This is a genomic window from Flavobacterium magnesitis, assembly GCF_041729735.1.
Classification (GTDB): Bacteria; Bacteroidota; Bacteroidia; order Flavobacteriales; family Flavobacteriaceae; genus Flavobacterium; species Flavobacterium magnesitis.
Window position 1 is genome coordinate 61,398 of sequence record NZ_JBCFQK010000010.1, and the last position, 25,722, is coordinate 87,119.

General features: G+C 33.9%; 19 protein-coding genes. 14 read left to right on the forward strand and 5 right to left on the reverse strand.

Annotated features, from left to right (window positions below):
• The first annotated feature begins 127 nt into the window (after positions 1–127).
• The 11 genes from clpB to AAGV33_RS08595 all read left to right on the forward strand — a co-directional run bounded on the left by clpB (position 128) and on the right by AAGV33_RS08595 (position 12,175).
• Positions 128–2,734 carry an ATP-dependent chaperone ClpB gene (clpB, locus tag AAGV33_RS08545; protein WP_373391552.1) on the forward strand — a complete coding sequence of 869 codons (2,607 nt, stop codon included), beginning with the start codon at positions 128–130 and terminating at the stop codon, positions 2,732–2,734.
• A 420-nt stretch (positions 2,735–3,154) separates the two neighbouring features.
• Positions 3,155–5,032: a hypothetical protein gene (locus tag AAGV33_RS08550; RefSeq protein ID WP_373391553.1), complete on the forward strand. Its 1,878-nt coding sequence runs from the start codon at positions 3,155–3,157 to the stop codon at positions 5,030–5,032.
• A 154-nt stretch (positions 5,033–5,186) separates the two neighbouring features.
• Positions 5,187–5,888, forward strand: a complete 702-nt coding sequence (locus AAGV33_RS08555) for a DUF3592 domain-containing protein (protein WP_373391554.1) — start codon at positions 5,187–5,189, stop codon at positions 5,886–5,888.
• A gap of 229 nt (positions 5,889–6,117) precedes the next feature.
• Positions 6,118–6,483: a VOC family protein gene (locus tag AAGV33_RS08560; RefSeq protein WP_373391555.1), complete on the forward strand. Its 366-nt coding sequence runs from the start codon at positions 6,118–6,120 to the stop codon at positions 6,481–6,483.
• Positions 6,484–6,571: 88 nt separating this feature from the next.
• On the forward strand, positions 6,572–7,363 hold the full coding sequence (locus AAGV33_RS08565) for a 3-keto-disaccharide hydrolase (protein ID WP_373391556.1): 792 nt from the start codon (positions 6,572–6,574) through the stop codon (positions 7,361–7,363).
• 106 nt (positions 7,364–7,469) lie between these two features.
• Positions 7,470–8,228, forward strand: coding sequence for a GDSL-type esterase/lipase family protein (locus AAGV33_RS08570; RefSeq protein ID WP_373391557.1), 759 nt, complete (start codon positions 7,470–7,472; stop codon positions 8,226–8,228).
• 363 nt (positions 8,229–8,591) lie between these two features.
• Complete coding sequence (locus AAGV33_RS08575; RefSeq protein ID WP_373391558.1) at positions 8,592–9,188, forward strand: nitroreductase family protein; 597 nt, start codon at positions 8,592–8,594, stop codon at positions 9,186–9,188.
• Positions 9,189–9,284: 96 nt separating this feature from the next.
• On the forward strand, positions 9,285–9,479 hold the full coding sequence (locus AAGV33_RS08580; protein ID WP_373391559.1) for a hypothetical protein: 195 nt from the start codon (positions 9,285–9,287) through the stop codon (positions 9,477–9,479).
• Positions 9,480–9,650: 171 nt separating this feature from the next.
• A complete protein-coding gene (locus tag AAGV33_RS08585; RefSeq protein WP_373391560.1) occupies positions 9,651–10,538 on the forward strand; it encodes a pirin family protein in 888 nt (295 codons plus the stop codon).
• 287 nt (positions 10,539–10,825) lie between these two features.
• Positions 10,826–11,194, forward strand: a complete 369-nt coding sequence (locus AAGV33_RS08590) for a hypothetical protein (RefSeq protein WP_373391561.1) — start codon at positions 10,826–10,828, stop codon at positions 11,192–11,194.
• 111 nt (positions 11,195–11,305) lie between these two features.
• Entirely contained in the window at positions 11,306–12,175 is an 870-nt protein-coding gene (locus AAGV33_RS08595; protein WP_373391562.1) for a DUF808 domain-containing protein, read from the forward strand.
• 12 nt (positions 12,176–12,187) lie between these two features.
• Here AAGV33_RS08595 and AAGV33_RS08600 read toward each other — a convergent pair whose 3' ends face one another.
• A complete protein-coding gene (locus AAGV33_RS08600) occupies positions 12,188–13,201 on the reverse strand; it encodes a PorP/SprF family type IX secretion system membrane protein (protein WP_373391563.1) in 1,014 nt (337 codons plus the stop codon).
• Between the two features lie 4 nt (positions 13,202–13,205).
• Complete coding sequence (locus tag AAGV33_RS08605; RefSeq protein WP_373391564.1) at positions 13,206–17,564, reverse strand: PKD domain-containing protein; 4,359 nt, start codon at positions 17,562–17,564, stop codon at positions 13,206–13,208.
• A 200-nt stretch (positions 17,565–17,764) separates the two neighbouring features.
• Between AAGV33_RS08605 and AAGV33_RS08610 the strand changes: the two genes are divergently transcribed.
• Complete coding sequence (locus tag AAGV33_RS08610) at positions 17,765–18,652, forward strand: carbon-nitrogen hydrolase (protein ID WP_373391565.1); 888 nt, start codon at positions 17,765–17,767, stop codon at positions 18,650–18,652.
• 465 nt (positions 18,653–19,117) lie between these two features.
• Here AAGV33_RS08610 and AAGV33_RS08615 read toward each other — a convergent pair whose 3' ends face one another.
• Positions 19,118–20,380: an OmpA family protein gene (locus AAGV33_RS08615; protein WP_373391566.1), complete on the reverse strand. Its 1,263-nt coding sequence runs from the start codon at positions 20,378–20,380 to the stop codon at positions 19,118–19,120.
• A 310-nt stretch (positions 20,381–20,690) separates the two neighbouring features.
• On the opposite strand from AAGV33_RS08615, the gene AAGV33_RS08620 reads away from it, so the two are divergent.
• Positions 20,691–21,731, forward strand: a complete 1,041-nt coding sequence (locus AAGV33_RS08620; RefSeq protein ID WP_373391567.1) for an agmatine deiminase family protein — start codon at positions 20,691–20,693, stop codon at positions 21,729–21,731.
• 90 nt (positions 21,732–21,821) lie between these two features.
• Here AAGV33_RS08620 and AAGV33_RS08625 read toward each other — a convergent pair whose 3' ends face one another.
• On the reverse strand, positions 21,822–22,532 hold the full coding sequence (locus AAGV33_RS08625; protein ID WP_373391568.1) for a DUF3307 domain-containing protein: 711 nt from the start codon (positions 22,530–22,532) through the stop codon (positions 21,822–21,824).
• Positions 22,526–23,131 (reverse strand): transcriptional regulator, encoded by a 606-nt coding sequence (locus AAGV33_RS08630; RefSeq protein WP_373391569.1) that lies wholly within the window; start codon positions 23,129–23,131, stop codon positions 22,526–22,528. Before AAGV33_RS08630 ends, AAGV33_RS08625 begins: the two co-directional genes overlap by 7 nt.
• Before the next feature lie 297 nt (positions 23,132–23,428).
• On the opposite strand from AAGV33_RS08630, the gene recG reads away from it, so the two are divergent.
• Positions 23,429–25,540 (forward strand): ATP-dependent DNA helicase RecG, encoded by a 2,112-nt coding sequence (gene recG, locus AAGV33_RS08635; RefSeq protein WP_373391570.1) that lies wholly within the window; start codon positions 23,429–23,431, stop codon positions 25,538–25,540.
• The last annotated feature ends 182 nt before the right edge of the window (positions 25,541–25,722 follow it).

Genomic DNA, 25,722 nt, shown 5'->3' on the forward strand with positions numbered 1-25,722 from the left:
ATTTTGACATTTTATTATGATAAAAATCATCATTTTAATGTCATTTTGACTGTAAATTTACGATGGAATACAAATTGAATGTTGTTCAGCAAAGATAAATAAATAGCAACTCAAAAATATACGAATCATGAATATAAATAAATTCACTATTAAATCGCAGGAAGCCATTCAGCTTTCGCAACAGCTCGCACAAAGTTACGGACAACAACAAATAGAAAACGAACACATTTTTAAAGCCATCTTTGAAGTCGATGAAAATGTAGCGCCTTTTATTTTGAAAAAACTGAACGTAAATGTGCCGTTGTTTTTACAAATTCTGGACAGCACCATTCAAAGCTTCCCAAAAGTTTCGGGTGGCGATGTGATGCTTTCCAGAGAGGCCAACAAAGCACTAAACGAAGCCGAAATTATTGCTAAAAAAATGAACGATGAATATGTTTCTATCGAACATTTAATCTTAGCTATTTTCGATTCTAAAAGCAAAGTGGCGCAAATTTTAAAAGATCAGGGTGTTACTGGAAAAGCATTGAAAGCCGCTATTGAAGAATTACGCAAAGGCGAAAGAGTAACTTCAGCATCTGCCGAAGAAACCTATAATTCGTTAAATAAATACGCTAAAAACCTGAACGAATTAGCCAAATCAGGAAAACTCGATCCTGTAATTGGTCGTGACGAAGAAATTCGACGTGTATTGCAAATCCTGACCCGTAGAACCAAAAACAATCCAATGCTTGTGGGTGAACCTGGTGTGGGTAAAACCGCCATTGCCGAAGGTTTAGCACACCGAATTGTAGATGGCGACGTGCCTGAAAACCTGAAAGACAAAATCGTGTTTTCACTGGATATGGGTGCTTTGATTGCCGGAGCCAAATACAAAGGAGAATTTGAAGAGCGCTTAAAATCGGTAGTGAAAGAAGTAACTGCTGCCGAAGGAGACATTGTTTTGTTTATTGACGAAATCCACACGCTGGTTGGTGCCGGAGGTGGCGAAGGTGCGATGGATGCAGCTAATATCCTGAAACCAGCTTTGGCTCGTGGCGAATTGCGTGCCATTGGTGCAACCACTCTCGACGAATACCAAAAATATTTCGAAAAAGATAAGGCGCTTGAAAGACGTTTCCAAAAAGTAATTATCGAAGAACCGGATACCGAAAGTGCGGTTTCTATCCTTCGTGGAATCAAGGAAAAATACGAAACACATCATAAAGTCCAAATCAAGGATGAGGCGATTATTGCTGCGGTAGAATTGTCGCAACGTTATATTACCAATCGTTTTTTACCAGACAAAGCTATCGATTTAATGGACGAAGCGGCTTCTAAAATCCGAATGGAAATCAATTCCAAACCCGAAGAACTGGATGTTTTGGATCGAAAAGTAATGCAATTGGAAATCGAAATTGAAGCGATCAAACGCGAAAAAGACGAGAGCAAACTTAAGATTTTAGGAATGGAATTAGCCAACCTGAAAGAAGACCGAAACAAGATTTTTGCCAAATGGAAATCAGAAAAAGATGTGGTGGATAACATTCAGGCTGTAAAAACAGAAATCGAAGACTTTAAGTACGAAGCCGAACGTGCCGAACGCGATGGCGATTATGGAAAAGTAGCCGAAATAAGATACGGAAGAATCAAAGAAGCTCAGGAACGTTTAGACGTTTTACACAAAGAATTACAGGAAAATCAATCAGGCGGAAGTTCGTTAATCAAAGAAGAAGTAACCCGCGAAGACATTGCCGAAGTAGTGGCCAAATGGACTGGAATTCCGGTAGTAAAAATGCTTCAGGGCGAAAGAGAAAAACTCCTGCATCTGGAAGAAGAATTGCACCGCCGTGTGGTAGGACAAGAAGAAGCCATCGAAGCCGTGAGTGATGCCGTTCGTCGTAGCCGTGCCGGATTGCAGGACATGAAAAAACCAGTAGGTACGTTCTTGTTCCTTGGAACAACGGGTGTGGGTAAAACCGAATTGGCAAAAGCCCTGGCCGAATATTTATTCGACGATGAAAACGCCATGACCCGAATTGATATGAGTGAGTATCAGGAACGCCACAGCGTGAGCCGCTTGGTAGGTGCGCCTCCGGGATATGTGGGTTATGATGAAGGCGGGCAATTGACCGAAGCCGTGCGCCGTAAACCCTATTCGGTAATTTTGCTGGATGAGATTGAAAAAGCGCATCCCGATACCTTTAACATCTTGTTGCAGGTGCTGGACGAAGGACGTTTAACAGACAACAAAGGCCGCCTTGCCGATTTTAAAAATACCATTATCATCATGACGTCTAATATGGGAAGTCATATTATTCAGGAGAAATTTGAGAACTTAAAAGGAAGTGTCGAAGCCGCAACCGAAGCTGCTAAAGTAGAAGTTTTAGGATTATTGAAACAAACCGTTCGCCCGGAATTCATCAACCGTATTGACGAAATTGTGATGTTTACACCGTTGACCAATGCTAACATTGCTCAAATTGTAGGCCTCCAACTCAAATCGGTTACTAAAATGCTGGCACAACAAGGCATCACTATGGACGCCACGCCACAAGCTATCGATTATTTATCTGATAAAGGCTATGATCCGCAGTTTGGAGCCCGTCCCGTAAAACGTGTCATTCAAAGAGAGGTGTTGAACCAGTTGTCTAAAGAAATTCTGGCTGGCAAAATCACTACCGATAGCATTATCCTTTTGGATGCTTTTGACGGCCAATTGGTTTTTAGAAATCAAACCGAGAAAATGAACTAAATATCGCTTTGTCACATCGAGCGCAGTCGAGATGCCATCCAGAGCGGAGTCGAAGGAAGTGTTCTCGACTACGCTCGAACTGACATTAAAAATTATGATTCAAACCAACACCAGTCCTCACGACTGGTGTTTTTTTTAGGAGCACAACCATAGTTTTCCATAAGTACTTCCCTCCTGCTCTCACCTTTATCTCGTTCCGTTCCACTCCACGAGGATATCGGCTCGATCAGGGCTAGTTAGAGCGTTTTATTTCCATAATACCGCATCCTGAATTATCTTACAAATAAAAAGTTTTTACAACTATTTATAAGAAAAAAAGAATATATTTGGATTTCAATAAAACCTGACGATTATGTGATTCATACATTACGATTTAGAGTAAAATGAGTGTGATTCTGTTAAATATATAAATGAGTGTGTATGAACAAAGAAATAACAGATAGAATAAAACAATATCTTCAGCTAGATACAAATTATGCTATAATAATAAATGGAGATTATGGTATTGGAAAAACGCATTATATAAAAAATGAACTTTTTCCAATAATTGAAAAATTAAAAATACCAAAATCGGAAAAAGACGAAACCTATTTGCCAATTCTAATTTCTCTCTTTGGTGCTAAATCTATTGAGGACATTCAAAATCAAATATTTATTGAATTATATCCAATATTAAAACAAAGAGGAGTAAAAATTGTAGCAGGTTTAGGCAATACAGTTTTAAAATATTTCGGAAGTAATCTAAAAGACTTACTTTCAGAAACTGGCACATCAAGCGAAAGTTTAACTGATTATCGAAAAATATTGATTTGTATTGATGATATAGATAGAAAAAGTAAAGATCTTGATTTAAAGGAAGTATTTGGTTTTGTTAATAATCTTGTAGAAAATCTTGATGCAAAAATTCTACTAATTGCAAATGAGGATGAACTAAGGAAAGAAATAAATACTGACGATATAGATAATTACTCATTGTTAAGAGAAAAGGTAATTGGTATTTCTGTAAGTTTTAACACTAATGTATCTTTAACCTTTGACAGAATTATTGAAACAAAATATAAAACTGAAAAGAAACTATATTTTGATTTTCTGACTGAACATAAGAAAACCATTGTCTATAGAATTTCACAAAATAAAGATAACCTTAGAAATTTATTATTCTTCTTAGAGCATTTTAAAATAATATTTAATAAAACAGCTAATTATCTTTTAACAGAAAAGAAATTTGAGGCAATAAAAAAAGATGTACTTGAAGAAATATTGAATTTCACTTTGCCAATATCAATCGAGTATAAAATGGGAAAATTAAACACAACTAATTTCTCTGAAATAAAGGAAATATATCAAGGTTTTTCGTTTAATCTTTCAGCATTTATTGGAAACTCTAATAAAGCAGAAGAACCTAAAAGTTATGCTGAATTATTTAAAGAAAAATATTCGCCAGATAACAATGTCCAAAGAGTATATTTTGATTCTATATTCAATTACATAACTGGTAAAACTTCATTTAAAATTGAACAATTATCAAATGAATTAAATTTGATTTACAAATTTGAAGACAACACAATACCCGAAAGAGAAAAATTAATTTCAAAGTTAAATTATTGGAATTGTGTTGATTTAAAAGACTCTGAGTATCGTTCATTTACATCTTCACTTTTAAATTATGTAGATAGAGGAGAGTTTTCTTTAGAACAATACCCAACTATATTTCATTATGTAACTAGATTTAATAATCTACTTAATTACAACATTGAAAATCTTAAAAAGCGGTTTAAGAAAGGAATACTTAAGGGTGTTCATAATTATCAATATGTGAGAAGCATTCATTTTCGATTATCTGTTGAAAGAACAAGTGAATTTTATGACGACTTGAAAGAAATTGTTGAATACTGTGTTGAAATAAATAAAGGCATTAAAGAAGACCAAGAATTAAAAGAATTAACCGATACATTTGATTTATTTTCATCTGATTTCAATACTTTTTTAGAAAAAGTTGAAGAAATGAATAGTGAGTTTATGTTTACACCATATTTTACGAAATATGATTTCAATAAAATTTGGAGAGTTATTAAAAAACTGAATAACACGCAGATTATAAATTTGGCTTTCTATTTTGAAGGAAGGTATCAAATAAATGTTTACGAAAAAATTTACTCGGAAAAACAATTTTTAGAAGAATTAAATAAAAAAGTTGAGAATTTAATATTGAGTAAAACTACTAAGAAACTGAAAAAAGTAACTTTAGAATTCTTTAGCCGAAAAATAAAAGACTCTATTGAACATTTTCCTGAGTAAAGAACTAATGCTAAAATCCAACCACTACCGCACGAAATGAAATTCGACGAAGTCAATCCTTTCGTGTGGTTCGTGTTAAAACCAAACTATGAAGTTTTCCCAACTTCTCAAAAAACAAATAAGAATCAAAACTAAATACATTCTGTAAATAAACATGAAACTAAAACCATCCATTATCTTTTACATGTTCGCAGTCATTGGCTCGCTTCTATTAGCAGCTGCTCTTTATCTATATCAGGATAAACAGGCTTTTTTTAAGAAAGCAGAAGTGGTACAAGGCACCGTTACTGAATTACTGAGATCAAGATCAGATAAATCAATAATGTATCGTCCCGTTGTAGAGTTTGAAACAAAATCAGGTAAAAAAGCAGAGTTTACTTCTTCTGTGGCCAGTAATCCTGCAAGCTATAATGTAGGAGAAAAAGTAGAGGTTCTCTATGATCCTGTCAACCCCGCTAAAGCCGATATTAACGGATTTAGTGCTTTGTATCTTGGACCTTTAATTTTAGGAATTATAGGAACTGTCTTTATTTTAATAAGTTTCATATCCATTCTATTTAGACATTTAAAACAAAAGAAAACAAAGTACTTGCTTGATAATGGCAAACGCATTGTCACCAAATTTGAGAATATACAACTTAATTCTGATATTAAAGTTAATAATAGAAACCCTTTCCAGATTTGTAGCCGCTGGCTCAACCCAAATACCAATGAATTGCATATTTTTAAAAGTGAGGACATCTGGTTTGATCCTACAGAATTTATAAAAACTGAGGAAATCAAGGTTATCATTGACCCAAATGATCCGAAAAAGTATCTAATGGATACCTCTTTTTTACCTAATCTCAGTCGTTGATTCCCCTACCGCCCGATATGAAATTAGACGAAGTCAAATCCAATAGAGTGGAAATGCTTTCCGTGCCCGCAACAATGAGCAAATAATTCTAACTATCGTGAGTTTCTTACGGAGGTGCTTCCTTCGTCAGCAGGATAAGTTTGTGGATAAACAGAAGAGTTCAAACTAAGCCTATAGCAATTAACATTATATATTTTTTTAAAGGAATCAAACAACTTAAATAAATAGTATGGAGAATCAATTTGAAGCAGGAATAAACATTGCGATAAAAATTCCTAAAAGCAAGTATAACGAAACGGTACATTTTTATCAAAACATTTTAAAGTTTGAAGTAACCGAAGTGCCAATAAGCAATCCAACAGTTTCCAAAACACATTCGGTAAAATTTGGAGCAAATGTAATTTGGTTAGATTGCGTTGACAATTACACCCATTCCGAAACCTGGTTGCAATTAACGGTTCCAAATGTGGAGGAAGCCACAGAGTATTTAAAATTAAATGGCGTAGACACCTGTGATGAACTGGAAGAATTACCAGAAGACATGCACTGGATTACTGATCCGGCAGGTACGGTTTTTAATGTGCAAAAAAAATGAAGCAAAGCTTCGAGCAATTAAAAGATAAATCGTAGCATTTGCAATGCGGTTAAAAACACTTATTTTTATAAACTCTAAAAGACACAGTATGCGAATAGTTATAATTTCGGTTTTGATGGTATTAGTAATAAACAGTTGTACTTCTGTTAAGACCTTACCAAAAAATGAGGAGTGGATTACCCTCTTTAATGGCAAGGATATTAAGGATTGGTTTGTAAAAATTCAGCACCATGAAGTGGGAGAGAATTTTGGCAATACTTTCAGAGCAGAAGACGGCATTTTAAAGGTACGCTATGATAAATATGCTGATTTTAATGATCAGTTTGGACATTTATATTACAAGATTCCGTATTCCTATTACCACCTTAAATTAGAATATCGCTTTGTAGGAGAACTTCAAAAAGGGGCACCAAGTTATACCTTACGCAATAGTGGCGTTATGTTTCATTCACAAGATCCCAGAACAATGCCTAAAGAGCAGGATTGGCCCATTTCAATTGAGTTTCAAATGTTAGGCGGATTGGGTGATGGCAAACCGCGACCAACAGGCAATATGTGTTCCCCGGGCACTAAAGTAGTGTATAACGACAAGCTTGATGAAAGCCATTGTATCAATTCTAAATCAAAAACCTATGACGGTGATCAATGGGTTCAAGCTGAAATAATTGTGCTGGGTGATTCACTGATAACTCATATTATTAATGGCGAAAAAGTGCTGCAATATTCAAAACCTCAGATAGGCGGAGATGTGGTAAATCGATATGATCCTGCCATTAAAGTGGATGGAAAGCTATTAAAAAGTGGTTTTATAGCATTACAAAGCGAAGGACAGCCAGTAGACTTCAGGAATATCCAACTTAAAGATTTATCTAAAAAATAATTATCCTGCTCCCACTGTACGAAAGGATTGTCTTCATTGAATTTCATTTCGTAAAGTAGCGTTGAAGCACTTTCAGCTTTGAATAAAAAATAAATTGATAAATAAAATGCTAAAAAAACAACTCTTTCTTTTATCTCTAATACTATTAAGCGGAACTGGATTTGGTCAAACAAAGTCTCTTACTGCTAAGGAAAAAGCAAAGCTGTATCCACATCAGGAAATTGTCTCCCGCTACCATAACACTTGGACACAAAAACATTACAAACAAAGAATAGCCATTTTTGAGAAAGAGCCTTTAGAAATGGGCGACATTATTTTTATTGGAAATAGTATCACCGAAAAAATTAAAAATTGGGATAAAAAATTCAACATCCCTCATATTCGCAATCGCGGAATTGCCGGCGACCTTACTGATGGGGTTTTAAAGCGTCTTGATGAAATTGTTTATTTCAAACCTAAAGCCGTATTTATCATGATAGGCATCAATGATTTATTTAACAAACATCATCAGGAAGATAACGGGAAATTGATATATGATAAAATAGTGCCTTCAGCAGCTTATGTGGGTAAAAACATAGTAAAGATTGCAAGAAGGATTCAGTATAAATCTCCAGAGACTAAAATTTATGTTCGCACCGTTTTACCTACCCGCAGAGAATATTTAAAGCAGGATGTTTTAGCCTTAAATGCGATAATTAAAAACAATGAAGCTAAAGGTTATTATGAGGTTCTGGACTTATACAACCAATTTATTGACTCTAATGGTGATTTAGCCAAAGAACTCACCGATGATGGAGTGCATTTAACCGATAAAGGTTATGAAAAATGGGTTGATTTTGAAAAACCAATAATCGAAGCACTGTAGACAAAATCAGCACAAACTCGTTAGTTAAAATTATTTTTGAAAGACATCCATACGAATTTTGAAACTTTTTTAGATTCTAATATAAAACAACCTTCAATTTAAATCCCGTACTTCACATAATGTTATTAACTTAAAAACTAGCATTATGAATAATTTATTTAGAGGACTTTTAGCAGGTTACGGAGCAAAGAAATTAGGTGGCGGTTGTTTTGGTACTATTATCGTTTTTGTTATTCTTTGGTTTTTGTTGGGTCAATGCAGTTAAACAACTTATTACAAATACAATTTACTCTTAATGCAATCTAATTGTACAAAACTATTATTGGCTTAACTTTGCGTTAGTAAACATTTAAAAGTAAAGTCATGAATATTTTAGAATTAATAGAAAAAAGATATACTGCAAAGAAATACAACGCTGATAAACCCATACCACAAGAAAAAATCGAAGACTTAAAAGAAATTTTACGCCTTACTCCTTCTTCAATTAATGTACAGCCCTGGAAATTTACCTTTGTACAAAATCCAGAAATGAAAGCCAAATTAGCTTCGGTTTCGATGCACAATACCGAAAAAATCAATCAGGCACAACTATTAGTCGTTTTTAGTGTAGCCGATGATCTGGATGCCTTTCAAAATATAGTAAATGAATTTCCATCAGCCAGAAGAGACTGGTACAATAAAATTAAAGCCAATACACCAGAAGCTGATTTAAAAATTTGGCTTTCTAAACAACTCTATATTGCATTAGGCGTTGGTTTGACGGCTAGTATTGCATTAGGTTTAGATTCGACAGCTATGGAAGGAATCGAATCAGACAAATATCAGGAAATTTTGAACATGACGGCATACAAACCTCTTTTTGCCATGGCTGTAGGTTATGCTTCAGAAGACGATTTCAATAGAATTGAAGTAACCCCAAAATCCAGAAGATCACAAGAAAGTGTAATTGAATCGATTTAAAATCAGCATTTTAAATTCTGTAACCTTTAAGGATAATGTTGTAAAGAACAAGGACAGCGAATAGAGTAATTTTATTGAAACTTAAAAATTACAGCCATGAAAAACAACAATCCAAATCCGCAAACGCCTAACAAAAAAGGTGCCGATAACAGAAGTGATATGAGAAAACATCAATATAAAGATCATGATGAAATTTTAACAAACGATGAAAATTATGATGTGGACACTCAAAAATTTAAAGGTGAAAAACCTGACCTTGATGATAAACTGAATAATAAAGAAAAGAAATAATTCTTAAAAAAATGTCTCATTTGTACAAATGAGACATTTTTTTTGAATGGTAATTAATGAATCAACCCATTGGAAACAGCAATTTTTTAAGTTATTTTTGTTTGTAACAAAGTCTTATTTTATATAAGATTTCTACTTTTTTAAATTACTAAACAAAAAAAAATAATTGCTATGTCAAACATCAATCTTATCATTGAAGAACGTGCTGCCGATATTGGGAATTTTCTAGTAGGCAGATTGCTTCCTTTTCGTCAAAAACGCATGGTAGGTCCTTTTATTTATATCGATCACATGGGACCTGTAAAGATGAATGAACGTCAGAATTTTGATATTTTGCCGCATCCACATATTGGTCTTTCTACACTTACTTTTCTATTTGAAGGCAGTATTATGCACCGCGACACTTTAGGGAATGAAGTGGAAATAAAACCAGGTGAAGTCAACTGGATGACCGCAGGAAAAGGCATCGTACATTCTGAACGCACGCCCGAATATTTACGCCATTCCGAAAAAAACATGCACGGTTTACAAATTTGGGTGGCTTTACCCAAACATTTGGAACAAATGAATCCCGAGTTTTTTCATATTGAAAGCAGCGAAATTCCATCCTGGAAAGAAGATGATGTAGAATTTAAATTGGTGGCGGGAGAAGCCTTTGGTAAAAAATCCAAAGTACCGGTTTATAGCCCAATGTATATGATCGAAATAAAATCGGTTACAGAAAAAAAATTAAATATCGGTGAACATCTTTATGGCGAAGCGGGTTTATATATTCTGGAAGGCGGTGTTGAAAATGACGGCAGCGAATACGGTCCTAAACAAATATTGGTAGCAAAAAATAGTTCGCTATGTGAATTCACCATACGACCAAATTCGACCATTTATATTTTTGGTGGTGAAGCCTATCCCGAAGAACGTTTTATTGACTGGAACTTTGTATCAACCGAGAAAGAATTAATCGAGAAAGCCAAACAAGACTGGACGGAACAAAAATTTGATAAAATAGAAGGCGAAACAGAATTTGTTCCGCTTCCTGTATATCCTAAACCAAAAAGCTAATTGGTTCAGTTATGACTCTCTAAGAATTAAATAATATAAATTAAAAAAAGATGTCAAAACGAGACGAATTACATTAATTTCCTTTGTATCAAAAAAGCAGCTTGATATATTCCCTAAGAAGTACGAATTTTGAAACTTTTTTTAATTCTTATATAAAATAAACCCTGATAAAATCCCGAACTTCACATAATGAGTTTTAGTACTATCTTAAACCCAATTAAAGCAAAAACTATGTTAGATGACTTAGCTTTTCAATTTAAAATTAGTAATAAATAAAAAACAACATTATGGAAACGAATAACTCAGAATCAAAAAAATTAAACGATACACAGAATAATAACGAAAAGTCACAAGACAAAGATGTTTCTACAGATACCGCATCAAAAGATACAAAACTAAATAAAGAATTGGATGTCGATGCTGATGGTAAAAAAAATGTGGTTGACCGAGCAAGAGATGGATACGAAAATAGTGAAAAACTTTCTGACGAGATTGATTCAGATAATCCGAATGCCAAACGTGGTGTTACAACAGATAAAGAAGCTATGAAAACGGTTGAAAACAAAGACCTGAATTCTGATATTACTCCAAATCGTTATCCAAATTCCCATCCGGACAATAAAAAAGACCGAGGCAATATGAAATTAGACGAATAATTTATTTACTCTATTTTTTTCGAATAAAATTGATTAAAAAATATCTTTCTTTTACAAATAGGATAAACAAAAAAATAGTAGCTTCGCTGCATTATTTTTAAAATAAATGACATGGCATCAGGTTTTTTCGCACTATTAGATGATATCGCAGCACTTATGGATGATGTTGCTGTAATGAGTAAAGTTGCAGCAAAAAAAACGGCTGGAATTTTAGGAGACGATTTAGCTGTAAATGCCGAAAAAGCATCGGGTTTTATTTCGTCAAGAGAAATCCCTGTTTTATGGGCCATTGCCAAAGGTTCGTTTATCAATAAATTAATCATTCTCCCAATAACCTTTTTACTTAGCCATTTTTTTCCAGTGGCTATTGTAATTATCTTAATCTTGGGAGGACTTTTTTTAGCTTATGAAGGAGCCGAAAAAATATATGAATTCCTATTTCATCGCAAACATAAAACTACAGATTTAACAATGCCAGTTTATACTGAAGCTGAAGTTTTATCTATGGAAAAAGAAAAAATAAAATCGGCTATTTTGACTGATTTTATTTTATCAGTAGAAATTATAATCATTGCCTTGGGTACAGTAATTGAAGAACCATTAAGTACACAAATTGCTGTGGTTTCAATCATAGCAATTTTAGCAACTGTGGGAGTTTATGGTATTGTAGCCTTGATTGTTAGAATGGACGAATTAGGATTAAAACTGATTGCAATGAGTTCAAAAGAACGAAGCATATCAAAATGGATAGGTAATATTCTCGTAAAAGCCTTACCAAAAGTAATCAAAAGTTTATCTATTATTGGAACTATTGCTTTAATCTTAGTTTCCGGCGGAATCTTTGCCCACAACATTGATTTTTTACATCATTTTGCTGAACAATTGCCTTCTATTGTAAAAGAATTTCTTCTAGGGTTGGTCTTTGGATTTGTGGTATTAGGAATTGTGACTCTTTTCAAAAAAATGTTGGGTAAGAAATAGTACTTCTAATTCTTATCTTCCTATATAATTTGGACATCCAAAACATTTTTTATCTAAATTGAATTGATAGGTCAAAGACAATTCATAAACCCCGCCAGTTCTTCCTATTTTAGTTGTATTTAAATCATACGAAAGCCCTAATCGTAAATGATCATATTGCAATCCTGTAAAAAGATTTACTGAGGTAAGCAAATGACCATCAAGCCCATTTTTAGCGGGATTAGTAACAGCGGTAACACCAAAAAATATCTTTTCAAATAAAATAGAAGTTCCTATATCTAATCGATTGTAGCGCCCTTGCTGCATGTAGTTAGCAGTTGCAAACATTTTAGTAGCATACGGAAAAAACTGTACATCGATATAATCGGCTAAAAGGAATTCATATCCTGTACTCAGCGAGAAAAAAGTATTTAAAGGAACATTGCCATCCTTATTAAAAGCAATATTGGGTTTGTTAAGGTGTTTCATCGACAAACCAATCCATAAATCGTCGGTATTAAAAACCATCCCTGCACCAATATCAAAAAAACCAACTTTATCATTTTTTAATGCAGGATCAATCGAAGTCGAATTATTGATTCCAGTTCGAATATTAATCTGGTCTTCCAATAACAAATTTCGAAAAGCAAAAGATTTGAGCCCGAAACCCACTTCAATGGCTGGTCTAAAATCCCATTCGTCACTTATTCGAACACGGTAAGCATAATTAGCATTAATTTGAGAGTAATTATAATCTGTAGCACTTTCTCTCTGATTTAAAAAACTAATTCCAATTCCACTATTCATTTCGTCACTCCAAGTGTTGAGAAACACATAATCAGTATCTATTTTTAAATTCAAATCTGGCCATTGCTCTCTATGAATAATTCCCATGTAAGTAGTTTCCATAAATCCTGTAAACCCCGGATTTAAAGTTTCTGGCACTAAAAAATATTGGGTAAAAACGGGATCTTGTGCTTTAACATTCGAATAAAAGAAACACGAAATCAGGATCGTAAGTAATTTAATTCTCATTTGTAATTTCATCCTTTTATTTAATTAATGTAAGCGCACCTTCTTGAGTAACAGTATGATTGTAAAAAGTTTTAGCTATCATCTTAAAATAGTAATTTCCGTTTTCGGCCTCTAAATCTTTTATTTTTCCATTCCATCCTTTGATAGTTTCTCCTGTTTCACTGTAAATTAAACTTCCCCAAGTATCATAAATATGCAAGGTAACTTCGATGAAACCTAAAAATACGGGTGCAAAACTGTCGTTAATCCTATCGTTATTAGGCGTGAAAGCCGTTGGCATGGTTACACTATAGCCTTTTTCGACATCAATAGTTGTATTATATATGTATTGGCAACCAAAAGGATATGTAACCACTTGTTTTACTGTGTAAGTCCCTACTCTAGCATAAATATGGGATGGATTTTCTTCATCTGAAAAACTACCATCACCAAAATCCCAAGAAATATTGGTAAAATCTCCTGTAGCTAAATTGGTAAACAAAATAGGGTCAAAAATAGAATACAAATTGTAAACATCATGTCCATAAGAAGCATACGAAAAATTAGCATTTCCTAAAACTGGTGTATTAACATTAAATGGCAAATCTTGTTTACATCCAAAACTATCTTCAACACTAAAAACAATCAAACCATTATTGTTGGTATTCATGATTTGGTCATTACTTCCGCTAACCACACCATCAGACCAACTCAATTTATAAGGCGGAATTCCTCCTTTTACATGACCTACAAAGGTTTGTTTGACATATTTTGTATCACAATCATAATCAGTTATGGTTTCAATACTTGGAGTTAATTGTTCAAATCGAATAATTGTCCAGGAATTTGTTGCTTTACAACCATTAGCATCGGTTACATTAACAACATAATTATCTGGCGGTAGATTAATTAAATCTTCTGTTTGAGCACCATTAGACCAAGCATAGGTAAACGGCGGCGTTCCTCCAGTAACAATTAAATTAATCGCTCCAGTATTGGCATCCAAACAGCTCAACGGATTAGAAACATCTGCTCTTAGCTCAATTGCTAAAGGCTCATTTATAATAAAAGTTTGTTCAATCTTACACAATTTTTTATCAGTGATAACTACCGAATATCTTCCTGGTCCAAGATTATTTCTTTCCATTCCAGCAGTAGAATTATCACTCCAAACTAATTGTATTGGCGCCACACCCCCTACTAAATTCAAACGAATATGACCATCTTTTCCTCCAAAACAAGAAATTTGTTTGACATCAGGATTTATTGAAAACACAGGAACATTATCAATAGTAATTGGAAATTGTTTTGGACAACCCAAAGCGTCTTCAATTGTAATAATATAAGTTCCCGCTGATAAATTATTTTGTACCCTGCCTGTACCTAAATTACTCCATTTGATACTATAAGGTTCGCCAGTAGCAAATGGAATACCTCCAGTAATATCAGTAATGGTAATAGACGCATTGGCATCATTATAACAGGCAATCTCTGTTTTAGTGTACTGGATTTTAATTTCACTATTTTGGGTTAAAACAACTACTAAATTGTCCCTACATCCTGAATTATCAGTAACTCTTAAATTATAAGTTCCAGCAATTACATTTCTCAAATTCTTAGCAGTACTGTTATATCCGTTAGGTCCTGTCCATAAATAAGTGTAATTAAAAACTCCGGGACTAGTTTCTACAGCCCTTCCACCTACAACATTAACATCTATTTCTCCTGTAGCATAACCATAACAAAGAATGTCTTTTTGTCTGGCTAAGGTAACCTCTAAAACTGGCGGATTGATAATGGTATAAGTTCCTTCGAGAATATCACAGCTATTAACTTCGGTTATCGTTACATGATATACGCCTTCTGCTAAATTGCGAATATCTTTTGACGTAGAATATGGATTTCCGTCTTTAGTCCAAACATAAGTATAAGGCGCTGTACCTCCACTTACGTTCAAATTAATTTGTCCGTCGTTCAAATTATGACAAGAAATATCATTTTTAACACCTGTAAAACTAAATTTCCCTGGTTGATTTACCGTATAAGTTGCAGAGAACGGACAATTGCCATTATCTGTAATTCTTAAGCTATAGATTCCTGGCACTAGATTCGAAATATCTTCAGCTGAACTCATAAATCCATTAGGGCCTGTCCAGGAAATTTGATATGGATTTCCTGTAGGAAATGGAATTCCACCACTTACCGTTAAATTAATTGAACCATTATTAGCATCAAAACAACTACTATTACTAATTACTGGATTAGCATTTATCAAAGGATCTACAATCACGGTAACGGTAAAATTAGGTCCAGGACAACTTCCTGCTGTGGGAGAAACAGTATAAGTAACCGTTGCACGATTAGTAGTATTATTAGTTAATGTTTGGCTAATACTCGTTCTAGGGCTTAATTGTGCCGATGCGCCACTTATTGCTCCTGCTGGCGAAACTATTGGAGTAGACCAAGTATAAGTAGTTCCAGTAGGTACATTATCACCTCCTCCATTTCTTGGAATAACTGTAAACGCATTACCGCTACAGGTTTCGGTAGATTTTGCAGCAATAATTGGAGACAAAACCGTATTTACCGAAAAAGTTCTCGATTTTGTATCTGAACCACAACTATTGGTTACTGTAAGAGTGGCTGTGTAATCTCCACTAGTGGTGTAATTTATTGAACCTGGATTTAATGATGTAGAAGTAGAAGGAGTTCCTCCCGGAAAACTCCATAGATAAGTCAATTCTGAACTTGGGGCACAATTTTCAACCACTTTCCCAACAGGTCGTATGGTCGCTGAATTGCAAAAATCAGAAATAGGATCTAAGCTTATAATTGGTGGTTTTTTAACCTCAATTGTTTTTGTTATTTCCCGCTCGATACCACATGAATTTATTGTTCTCAATCGGAGATTATACGTTCCTGAAACGGTGAAATTAATTACTGGATCTTTAGAATTAGAACCTGTTCCTGCAGTAAAATACCAACCTGGTGTTTGGTTTCTACAATAAGGATCATAATAAGATGTTATGCTCCAAAAATAACTTTGAGATCCACAAGCCAAACGTGTATCAGTTGTATTGGTAATTTGTGTATTAGAATTGATACAGGCTTTAGTATATGTAAAATCAGGTTGTAAAATAGGCTCTACACAAATTGTCCTTCTATACTCTACCCCAACTCCACAGGGTGTTATTGCATTCAAAGTAACGGTATAATTCCCTGGACGACTATAAGCATGACTTGGATTAACTTCTCTTGAAACTGGAGTTCCATCACCAAAATTCCAAGTATAGACATTTACAGTACTACAATCATTAGTATAACCTGCAACAGTGGTATTATTAAAGTAAACAGACGAATTCACACAAGCAATAGCCGTAGCACTAAAACTTACTGTAGGTTTATCTAAAATAATAATTGGTCCTGCGGTTAAATTAGTACTTCCACAAGAATTCGTTATTGCCAAGTTAACCGTATTTCCACTTGGACAATTGAATCGAGTAAAAGTATGCGGGATAGGGAAATTTCTTGAAGCAGCAGGATTAGCCGGATTATAATAAACAGAATTTTCTAATTGGGATTGGGTATAAATAGCGTTAGTACCATCTCCATAACTCACTTGGTACCTGGTATCCGATGGATTCAATGCCCAAGAACCAATAGCAAAATTCATAGGTTCTAAAGGAACACAAAAATTGGTCGTGTTTCCAGGAGCAATCAAAGCTCCCACAGGATTATTGGAATTCTTAACAATGTATGAAATACTAGTATTACATCCACTGCCTCCAACAGCAGTAATAATCATATTGAATGATCCTAAACGAGCATAAGTATGTGATCTTGGGAAACTAACATTGCTTTCGGTACTTCCATCACCCCAATCAATATTATAAGAAGTAACACAAGAAGTTGAAGCAGAATTATTACCAACATTAATGGTATAACTCAAACTCGAATTATTATCTCCACATCGTTCAAAAACAGAAGTCGAACCCGCATTTAAATTAACAAACCTTAAATCTGGTTTTTGCTGTACTGAAACCGTTTTAGTAATCGAATTGGTAAGTCCGTTTCTATCCCTAACCGTTAGTCTAACATTAAAATTTTGAATACCACAGCCTAAAGCCGTGAAAGCATGCGTAGGATTACTATTAGTAGATGTTGTTCCATCTCCAAAATCCCATATATAAGTATAAGGTGCGTCACCACTCACAATAGGAACAAAAGTTATTGGTGTATCTGAACAACTGTTATTATTATTAAAACTAAAATCTACTGTAGGCGCTAAAACCTCAATTCTAGTAGAAGCATGTAGATTATTAGCTACGACAGAATTGACTCCGATGATAGCAATAAATAAAATAAAAAAATGTGCAATCCGAGGTATTTTTACCATAAAAACAAACCCTATATTTTCTGACAAAAATATATATAAATTTGAATTATAAAACATTTTTAAAAGATAAATGTAAAATCGAAAGTTTGTTTCAAGTTGAAATTCAGTAAAATTCATCAATAACATCCATTTTTTTCTAAATACTAGTATTTCTACTCTTCATAAAAATGACTATTTTTGCAATCTAAAAAAATACTCCCATGCCCAACAAAAAATATAAAATTGCTGTTATCCAACTGAATCTAAATGATATTGCCGAAAACAACCTAAAAAAATGTATTAGTTGGGTTCGTGATGCCGCTAGTCAAGGCGCTGAAGTAATCTCATTGCCTGAATTGTATAGCAGTCATTATTTCTGTCAGAGTGAAGATGTGGACAATTTTGCATTAGCTGAACCTTTATATAGCACATCTTTTACTGCTTTTAGCGAATTAGCTAAAGAATTAGGAGTGGTAATTATTGTTCCTTTTTTCGAAAAAAGAATGGCTGGAATCTACCACAACAGTGCATACATTATTGATACCGATGGAACAGAAGCTGGATTGTACCGAAAAATGCACATTCCAGACGACCCTGCTTTTTACGAAAAATTCTATTTCACTCCAGGTGATTTAGGTTTTAAAAACAACCCGACAAAAAAAGGAAATATTGGAACTTTAATCTGTTGGGATCAATGGTATCCTGAAGCTGCTCGTATAACCGCTTTAAAAGGTGCAGAAGTTTTATTTTATCCAACAGCTATTGGATGGCATCCTCAGGAAAAAGAACAATACGGTGAAAACCAATACGGTGCCTGGATGAATGTAATGAAAGGACATGCCGTAGCCAATGGGGTTTATGTTGCCGCAGCCAATAGAATTGGATTAGAACAATACTTACCAGATACTCCTGGAATCGAATTTTGGGGCGCTTCCTTTATTGCTGGACCTCAGGGTGAAATTTTAGCACAAGCCTCACACGATAAAGAAGAAATTCTAATTGCTGAAGTCGATTTAGACTTACAAGAAAACGTACGTCAAAATTGGCCTTTCTTTAGAGACCGAAGAATTGATGCTTTTGGAGATATTACTAAAAGAGCGATTGATTAAGTTTTAAAACATAATTTGTATTGATTAAAACTTTAATAACAAAAAAATGGACTAAGCAATGTACTTTAGTCCATTTTTTATTTTGAAACACATCCGCATCTATTTCTAGCCACGGATTATAAAAGATTAACAAATATTTTTATCTTTTGGATATAATTCTTTTGTACTGTTTGTGGTTAAAAAGTTATACCAAAAATTGATTGAGAAAACTTAACTGCTCTATATCCCTCTCTCACTTACTATCAACAAACTTCTTTTGTACAACTCTTAGCAGTAGGAATAAAAAAATCTTCCGACCAATCACTACTACAAAATCCTCTTTACTAAATATTCCCATTTTACTTATTCTAATCCAGAATAAATTATATTATTAATCAGGCTTGATAAAGTTTAAAATAGTTTATAAAAAAAGCTGTTTCAACCTTAGTCGAAACAGCTCTTTTATAAAATATATTTGAAAAAAAATTATCTTACTTGAAAAGTAACTCTTCTCACGATTTGACGTGCTTCTGCAGAATTTTTATTCACAGAAGTATCTTCACCATTACCTTTTACAGTTAATCTTGAAGCATCAATTCCAGCATTAACTAAAACATTTTTAACTGCTTCTGCTCTTTTTTGAGATAATTGTTGGTTATAGCTTGAATTTCCTACTTCATCAGCATATCCTAAAACATCTGCACTTTTAGATGGATTATTTTTCAAGTATTTAACTAAGAAGTCAACTCCTGATAATGATGCGTTTGTTGGTTTTGATGAGTTAAAATCAAAATAAACATTTACATATCCTCCGTTAATTAATTCTTCCACAGTACTATTAGTAGCGCTACTATTAGTATTGTTTTCTGCAAATCTATTATCTAAGTAAGCTTCTAATGTGTCTGGAACACCATTATTATTTTTATCAACAGACTGTCCTTTTGTATTTACTGTAGCGTTAGCAGGTGTGTTTGGCTCTAAATCGTATAAATCAGCTACACCGTCTTTATCTGAATCAAGAATACCTGTTTCGATTAAAGTAACTCTTTCATCTAACTCATCGTATTTATCTTTTGAATACCAGTCAGCATGTTTTTCATTTTTACCTAAGTAAAAAGTCAAACCAACAGAAGCATTAAGAGTAACTCCATCCAAAGAACCTGTCTTTGCAGCTCCCATACCATCAAAATTATGGTTTTGTCTTCCGTAAACTAGTCCACTCAAATCACCTGTTAAAGCAACACTATTACTCAATCTAATTTGTCCAGTTAAACCAAGGATTCCATGTCCCATGTAATCTTTTCCATCAAAACCATTATCTGAAGTTAATTGTGAAACTCCAAATCCACCATGTCCTAATAAACCGATAGTATTAGTCCATGTTTCAAAATTTAAAGCTCTACCAATATTCACAACTCCTTGTAAACTTGTTCTGATTAATTTACTATCAAATGGTGCTGTGTTATCACGCTCTTTAAACTGATCATATCCAAAATCTAATTTTAAACCAAATTTAGTGTTAAACATGTAACGTACTCCTAAATCAGCATGAAAAGGATTAAGTGTAGCAGTTGAATAACCTGCAGTCATAGCTCTCAATGGTTTATTTACACCACCGTTTAATTCAATAGACCATTTGTCATAAGGATCTTTTTCAACAGTATTCCCAGCTGATGTTGTTGACATATCCTGAGCGCTTGCAGCAAATGATAATATTAACAAGGATACAGATGCAATTTTCTTTTTCATAATTATTTAATTTTAGTTTATTTTAATTTTTAAAATCAGCACAAATATAAATCATATAAATCTTATAATTGTTATTTTAAACTTATATAATTCCCATTTTTATCAATATCTCTAATAACTCATGCTTAATAAATCAAATAAACAAATAATACGGGATTGATTATCAAAAAGTTAAAAATTAAAACTATGTTAACTAACATACTCTTAAAATAATGTTATTTTTTTTTATTTGAGAGGTAAATTGGATACTCTATTACTAATTTCGCATGAATTCCTATATTTGCAGCCTTATAATTTTTAGTTTTTTTTTATGATAACAACAAAAAGACGCTTTCCTGCTGAATGGGAAAAGCAAGAAGGAATTCTACTTTGTTTTCCACACAACGGAAACGATTGGCCAGGAAAATACGAAGCAATTCAATGGGCCTTTATAGAATTTATAAAAAAAGTGGCTACTTATGAAAAAATATTTCTTCTAGTGAATGACGAAAAACTAAAAACCAAAGTAAGCAATATGCTCGACAGAGCCCGAGTAAACTTAAATCAGGTTTCATTTATCATTCAAAAAACCAATCGCAGTTGGATGCGTGACTCTGGTCCTATTATAATATATAAGGACAAAAAAAGAGAAGCTTTAAATTTCAACTTCAACGGTTGGGCAAAATACAAAAACTTTCAACTAGACAAACACGTCCCTTCCAAAGTTTCAGATTTCTTAAAAATACCTTTAACCCAAGTTACATATAAAGGAAAACCAGTAATTGTAGAAGGTGGTGCAATTGATGTAAATGGACAAGGAACTTTACTAACCTCAGAAGAATGTTTGATGCATCCAAGCATCCAGGTACGTAATGCTGGTTTTACTAAAGAAGACTATGAAACGATTTTTAAAGAATATTTAGGCGTAACCAATGTGATTTGGTTAGGTGACGGAATCGAAGGTGACGACACTCACGGTCATATTGATGATTTGGCTCGTTTTGTAAATGAAGACACCATTGTAACGATTATAGAAACTGATCCAAACGATGCTAACTACAAAACACTTCAAGACAATTTAAAACGTTTACAAAATGCTAAATTGGAAGACGGAAAATCACCTGTAATTGTGACTTTACCAATGCCGAAACGACTGGATTTTGAAGATTTAAGATTACCAGCGAGTTATGCTAATTTCTTGATTTTAAACAAATGTGTTTTGGTTCCTACTTTTAATGATGCTAACGACAGAAAAGCTTTGAATATCTTAGCGGAATGTTTCCCAGACAGAGAAATTATTGGCATTAGTGCGATAGATTTAATTTGGGGATTCGGGACTTTACATTGTTTGAGCCAGCAAATTCCAGAATAATATTTTAAAATTAACCGCAAAGGTTTCGCAAAGTTTTTTTTAAGGCTTTGCGGAACTTTTTGTTAAATCACACCAATCTTTGTAGCTAAATTATAAAAAACTTTTATAAAGCATCGCACAAAGAATTCCCAATCCAAAACTCAACAACGTTCCTATCAAAATATATTCAGTCAATCGAACGTCTTTCGATTCTTTTAAATCACCAAACCTAAAAATAGATTTCGCAGCCAATAAAAAACCAATTCCTTCCCAGAAATTCATCACCACAAAAAAGAAAATAAACAGTCGTTCTAAAATCCCAATGTATTTCCCTGCATTATTGGTATCATCATTATCCTTTTTTATAATTTGCTCGCTCCATTTAGACAACAACACTTTCAAAACTATCGAACTCACATAAGTCACTAAAACCAAAGCCGTAATCAAAGCCAAATTTTGCTGCGAATACAAACTAGAAATAGGAATTTCATACGGGAAATAGCAATAAACTACTATAGCAATTACTGCCAAATGCAACAACTGATCGGTAAAAAACCAGAGTTTTGCGGTTTTCTTTTTTTCGAAATACAATTTAGTACAATCAATCCCAAAATGACTCAAAACAATAAAAATAATTCCTAGAAAATAATTACTATTAAATTGTGTTGTAATCAACAATAAAACTAAATGCAATCCCACGTGAAAATACAAATACTTCGATTTGATTTTTTTCTTCTTCTTATCTTTCACCCAAGTAGTAGGCTGCAACAAAAAATCACCTAATAAATGCGCCAAAACCAAACTTAAAAATAGTGCTACCATTGTTTTTTGATTTCTTGTTTATAAAATACAATCATATTTTTTAATTCCTCATAACCCGCTCTTTTTAACGAAGCACTTATAGAACTCTGACTTTTTCTATTTAAGGCTATAGCCAATTGGTTTTGGTTAATTTCCGGATTTTCCAATGCTTTTTTAAGAATCTCAGCCGAAGTACTTGTCCAATTATCCGCAACCATCAAAACAAAAGAAAAAATGATAGCGAAACTCTTGTTGAATTCCTCCCAAGGCGTTTGTATGCCCAGCGTTTGCTTTTTCAACTCTTCAAAACATTCACCTGAGTTAATAAAGGCCACTCCATTTGATTCCGTTACCTTATCCGCAATATAATCAATAGTTCCTAATCCTATTGCCATACGTACATCGAGTTCCTTATATTGTTTAATTGTTGCTTTAATTATAAAGGCAATTTCGAGCACATCCATCGCTTCAACAACCATTTGAAAACTATCTCCTCTATAAATTTCCCAATCTTTGGGTTCGTTGCCATAAGCATTCAAAACTACTTTTAAATCCTCTAGCCATAGTGCCGAAGCTACTTTTCTGGAATTTATAATATCACCTGTAATTACTGCTTTCATAATTCTGAAATTTCATGCAAGATACAAAATTATCGTCAAAAAAAGCGATAATTAAAAATATCGTTAAATAAAGCGATAATCAAAAATATCGACTCCTGAAACGATAATAAAAACGAGATTCACATTTTTAAAATTCCCAATTATAAACTATCTTCGTTTTTAATTGAAAGATTAAAGTATTAGAAAGATTTGACAGTAATTGCCTTTACAAATCTAAAATCATAAATCGTTAGTTTCAACCTAAATCCATAAATGTCACACTGAGCCTGTCGAAGGGCTAAAATCTAAAATCCGTAAATGTCTTCTAATAATCTCCTACTCACTCCTATCGAATATTTAAAAGGCGTTGGTCCCAGTCGGGGCGAATTACTTCGTAAAGAATTGGGGATTCACAAATATGGAGATTTACTCAACTTATACCCTAATCGCTACATTGACAGAACCCGTTATTACAAAATCAACGAACTACAAAACAACGTTGCCGAGGTTCAAATTATCGGGAAGATTATCAATATTAAAACCGTAGAATTTGCCAAAGGCAGAAAACGACTTGTAGCCACATTCATTGATGATACAGGGCAAATGGAATTGGTTTGGTTTCAAGGTCACAAATGGATTCGGGAATCTTTAAAGTTGAATGAAGTGATAGTGATTTTTGGCAAATGTACTTCGTTCAACGGCATGTACAACATGGCACATCCCGAAATTGAGCTTTGGAGTGAGCACGAACAAAGTTTGCGTTCGGCAATGCAGGCCGTATATCCTTCAACCGAAGCTTTGACCAATAGAGGAATTTCTAATAAAGTGGTCAATAAAATGATGCAGCAGTTATTTTTGGAAACACAAGCCTTATTTTCAGAAACTTTACCCGATTACCTAACCCAAGACTTGAAGTTAATTCCGAAAAATGCGGCCTTATTCAATATCCATTTTCCTAAAAGTGCGGAAGCTTTGGCGAAAGCCCAATTTCGATTAAAATTTGAAGAATTGTTTTTCATTCAGCTCCAACTGATTATGAAAAACCTGATTCAAAAACATAAAATTAAAGGACATCCGTTTACCAAAGTGGGTGAATTTTTTAATGAATTTTACCAAAACCACCTGCCTTTTGAACTTACCAATGCTCAAAAAAGAGTGATCAAAGAAATCCGAAATGATATGGGTACCAATGCCCAAATGAATCGATTACTTCAAGGAGACGTAGGTTCCGGAAAAACGATTGTGGCTTTTATGAGTATGCTACTAGCAATGGATAATGGTTTTCAGGCTTGCTTGATGGCACCAACAGAAATCCTAGCTAATCAGCATTTTATTGGACTTTCAGAATTGGCTAAAAATCTGAATATAAATATTAAAATCCTTACTGGTTCAACTAAAACTTCAGATAGAAGAATTATCCATCAAGAACTGGAAAATGGTAGTTTACAAATTCTCATTGGCACACATGCCTTGCTGGAAGACAAAGTAAAATTCCATAATTTAGGTTTAGCCGTTATTGACGAACAACACCGTTTTGGTGTAGAACAACGTTCTAAACTGTGGAAGAAAAACGACATTCCGCCACACATTTTGGTAATGACCGCCACTCCTATTCCGCGAACTTTGGCCATGAGTTTGTATGGAGATTTGGATATTTCGGTTATTGACGAATTGCCTCCAGGTCGAAAACCCATTCAAACCGTGCATCGTTATGACAGTAACCGCTTAAAAATCTGGAAATTTATTAGAGATGAAATTGCTTTGGGTCGCCAAATCTATATTGTTTATCCTTTAATTCAGGAATCAGAAAAGATGGATTACAAAGATTTGATGGATGGTTACGAAAGTATTTCTCGAGATTTCCCGCTACCTACTTATTCCATTTCCATAGTTCATGGCAAGATGAAACCAGCAGATAAAGATGCCGAAATGAAACGTTTTTCGGAAGGAAAAACCAATATTATGGTGGCTACAACAGTAATTGAAGTTGGTGTAAATATCCCCAATGCTTCGGTAATGATTATCGAAAGTGCCGAACGTTTTGGACTTTCGCAACTGCACCAATTGCGTGGTCGCGTGGGTCGTGGTGCCGAACAAAGTTATTGCATCCTGATTACCAGCCATAAATTGAGTTCAGACAGCAAAACCCGAATGGAAACCATGGTGCGAACTAACGATGGATTTGAAATTGCCGAAGTAGATTTAAAATTACGCGGTCCAGGAAATTTGATGGGAACACAACAAAGCGGCGTATTAAACCTTCAAATTGCCGACATTGTTCGCGACAGAGACATTTTGGCTTTAGCCAGAGAAAAAGCTTTAAAAATAGTTCGTGACGATACTCCATTACAAAAACCAGAACACGCTGTCCTAAAAGCCGTTTATTTAGAATTGACCAAGAAAAAAAATATCTGGAATTACATTAGTTAAAACACTAATTTAAAACTGATTAGTATTATTACTAAAAGAAAATGCCTTTGTTTTTATAAAACCCACTAAACCTTTCTTAAAAAAAGAAGTCATAATTGGATGTAGCAAAAACAACCCGCTTTAAACAGTTGTTAAAAACAGCTGAATTCTGATATTTTTTTCTACTCGAATTAAATAAAAGC

Coding starts and splice junctions, on each gene's coding strand:
- AAGV33_RS08570 (WP_373391557.1), top strand. CDS start 7,470: ATGCTAAAAAAACAACTCTTTCTTTTATCTCTAATACTATTAAGCGGA.
- AAGV33_RS08585 (WP_373391560.1), top strand. CDS start 9,651: ATGTCAAACATCAATCTTATCATTGAAGAACGTGCTGCCGATATTGGG.
- AAGV33_RS08615 (WP_373391566.1), bottom strand. CDS start 20,380: ATGAAAAAGAAAATTGCATCTGTATCCTTGTTAATATTATCATTTGCT.
- AAGV33_RS08595 (WP_373391562.1), top strand. CDS start 11,306: ATGGCATCAGGTTTTTTCGCACTATTAGATGATATCGCAGCACTTATG.
- AAGV33_RS08600 (WP_373391563.1), bottom strand. CDS start 13,201: ATGAAATTACAAATGAGAATTAAATTACTTACGATCCTGATTTCGTGT.
- AAGV33_RS08605 (WP_373391564.1), bottom strand. CDS start 17,564: ATGGTAAAAATACCTCGGATTGCACATTTTTTTATTTTATTTATTGCT.
- AAGV33_RS08580 (WP_373391559.1), top strand. CDS start 9,285: ATGAAAAACAACAATCCAAATCCGCAAACGCCTAACAAAAAAGGTGCC.
- clpB (WP_373391552.1), top strand. CDS start 128: ATGAATATAAATAAATTCACTATTAAATCGCAGGAAGCCATTCAGCTT.
- AAGV33_RS08560 (WP_373391555.1), top strand. CDS start 6,118: ATGGAGAATCAATTTGAAGCAGGAATAAACATTGCGATAAAAATTCCT.
- AAGV33_RS08625 (WP_373391568.1), bottom strand. CDS start 22,532: ATGGTAGCACTATTTTTAAGTTTGGTTTTGGCGCATTTATTAGGTGAT.
- AAGV33_RS08630 (WP_373391569.1), bottom strand. CDS start 23,131: ATGAAAGCAGTAATTACAGGTGATATTATAAATTCCAGAAAAGTAGCT.
- AAGV33_RS08550 (WP_373391553.1), top strand. CDS start 3,155: ATGAACAAAGAAATAACAGATAGAATAAAACAATATCTTCAGCTAGAT.
- AAGV33_RS08610 (WP_373391565.1), top strand. CDS start 17,765: ATGCCCAACAAAAAATATAAAATTGCTGTTATCCAACTGAATCTAAAT.
- AAGV33_RS08620 (WP_373391567.1), top strand. CDS start 20,691: ATGATAACAACAAAAAGACGCTTTCCTGCTGAATGGGAAAAGCAAGAA.
- AAGV33_RS08565 (WP_373391556.1), top strand. CDS start 6,572: ATGCGAATAGTTATAATTTCGGTTTTGATGGTATTAGTAATAAACAGT.
- recG (WP_373391570.1), top strand. CDS start 23,429: ATGTCTTCTAATAATCTCCTACTCACTCCTATCGAATATTTAAAAGGC.
- AAGV33_RS08555 (WP_373391554.1), top strand. CDS start 5,187: ATGAAACTAAAACCATCCATTATCTTTTACATGTTCGCAGTCATTGGC.
- AAGV33_RS08575 (WP_373391558.1), top strand. CDS start 8,592: ATGAATATTTTAGAATTAATAGAAAAAAGATATACTGCAAAGAAATAC.
- AAGV33_RS08590 (WP_373391561.1), top strand. CDS start 10,826: ATGGAAACGAATAACTCAGAATCAAAAAAATTAAACGATACACAGAAT.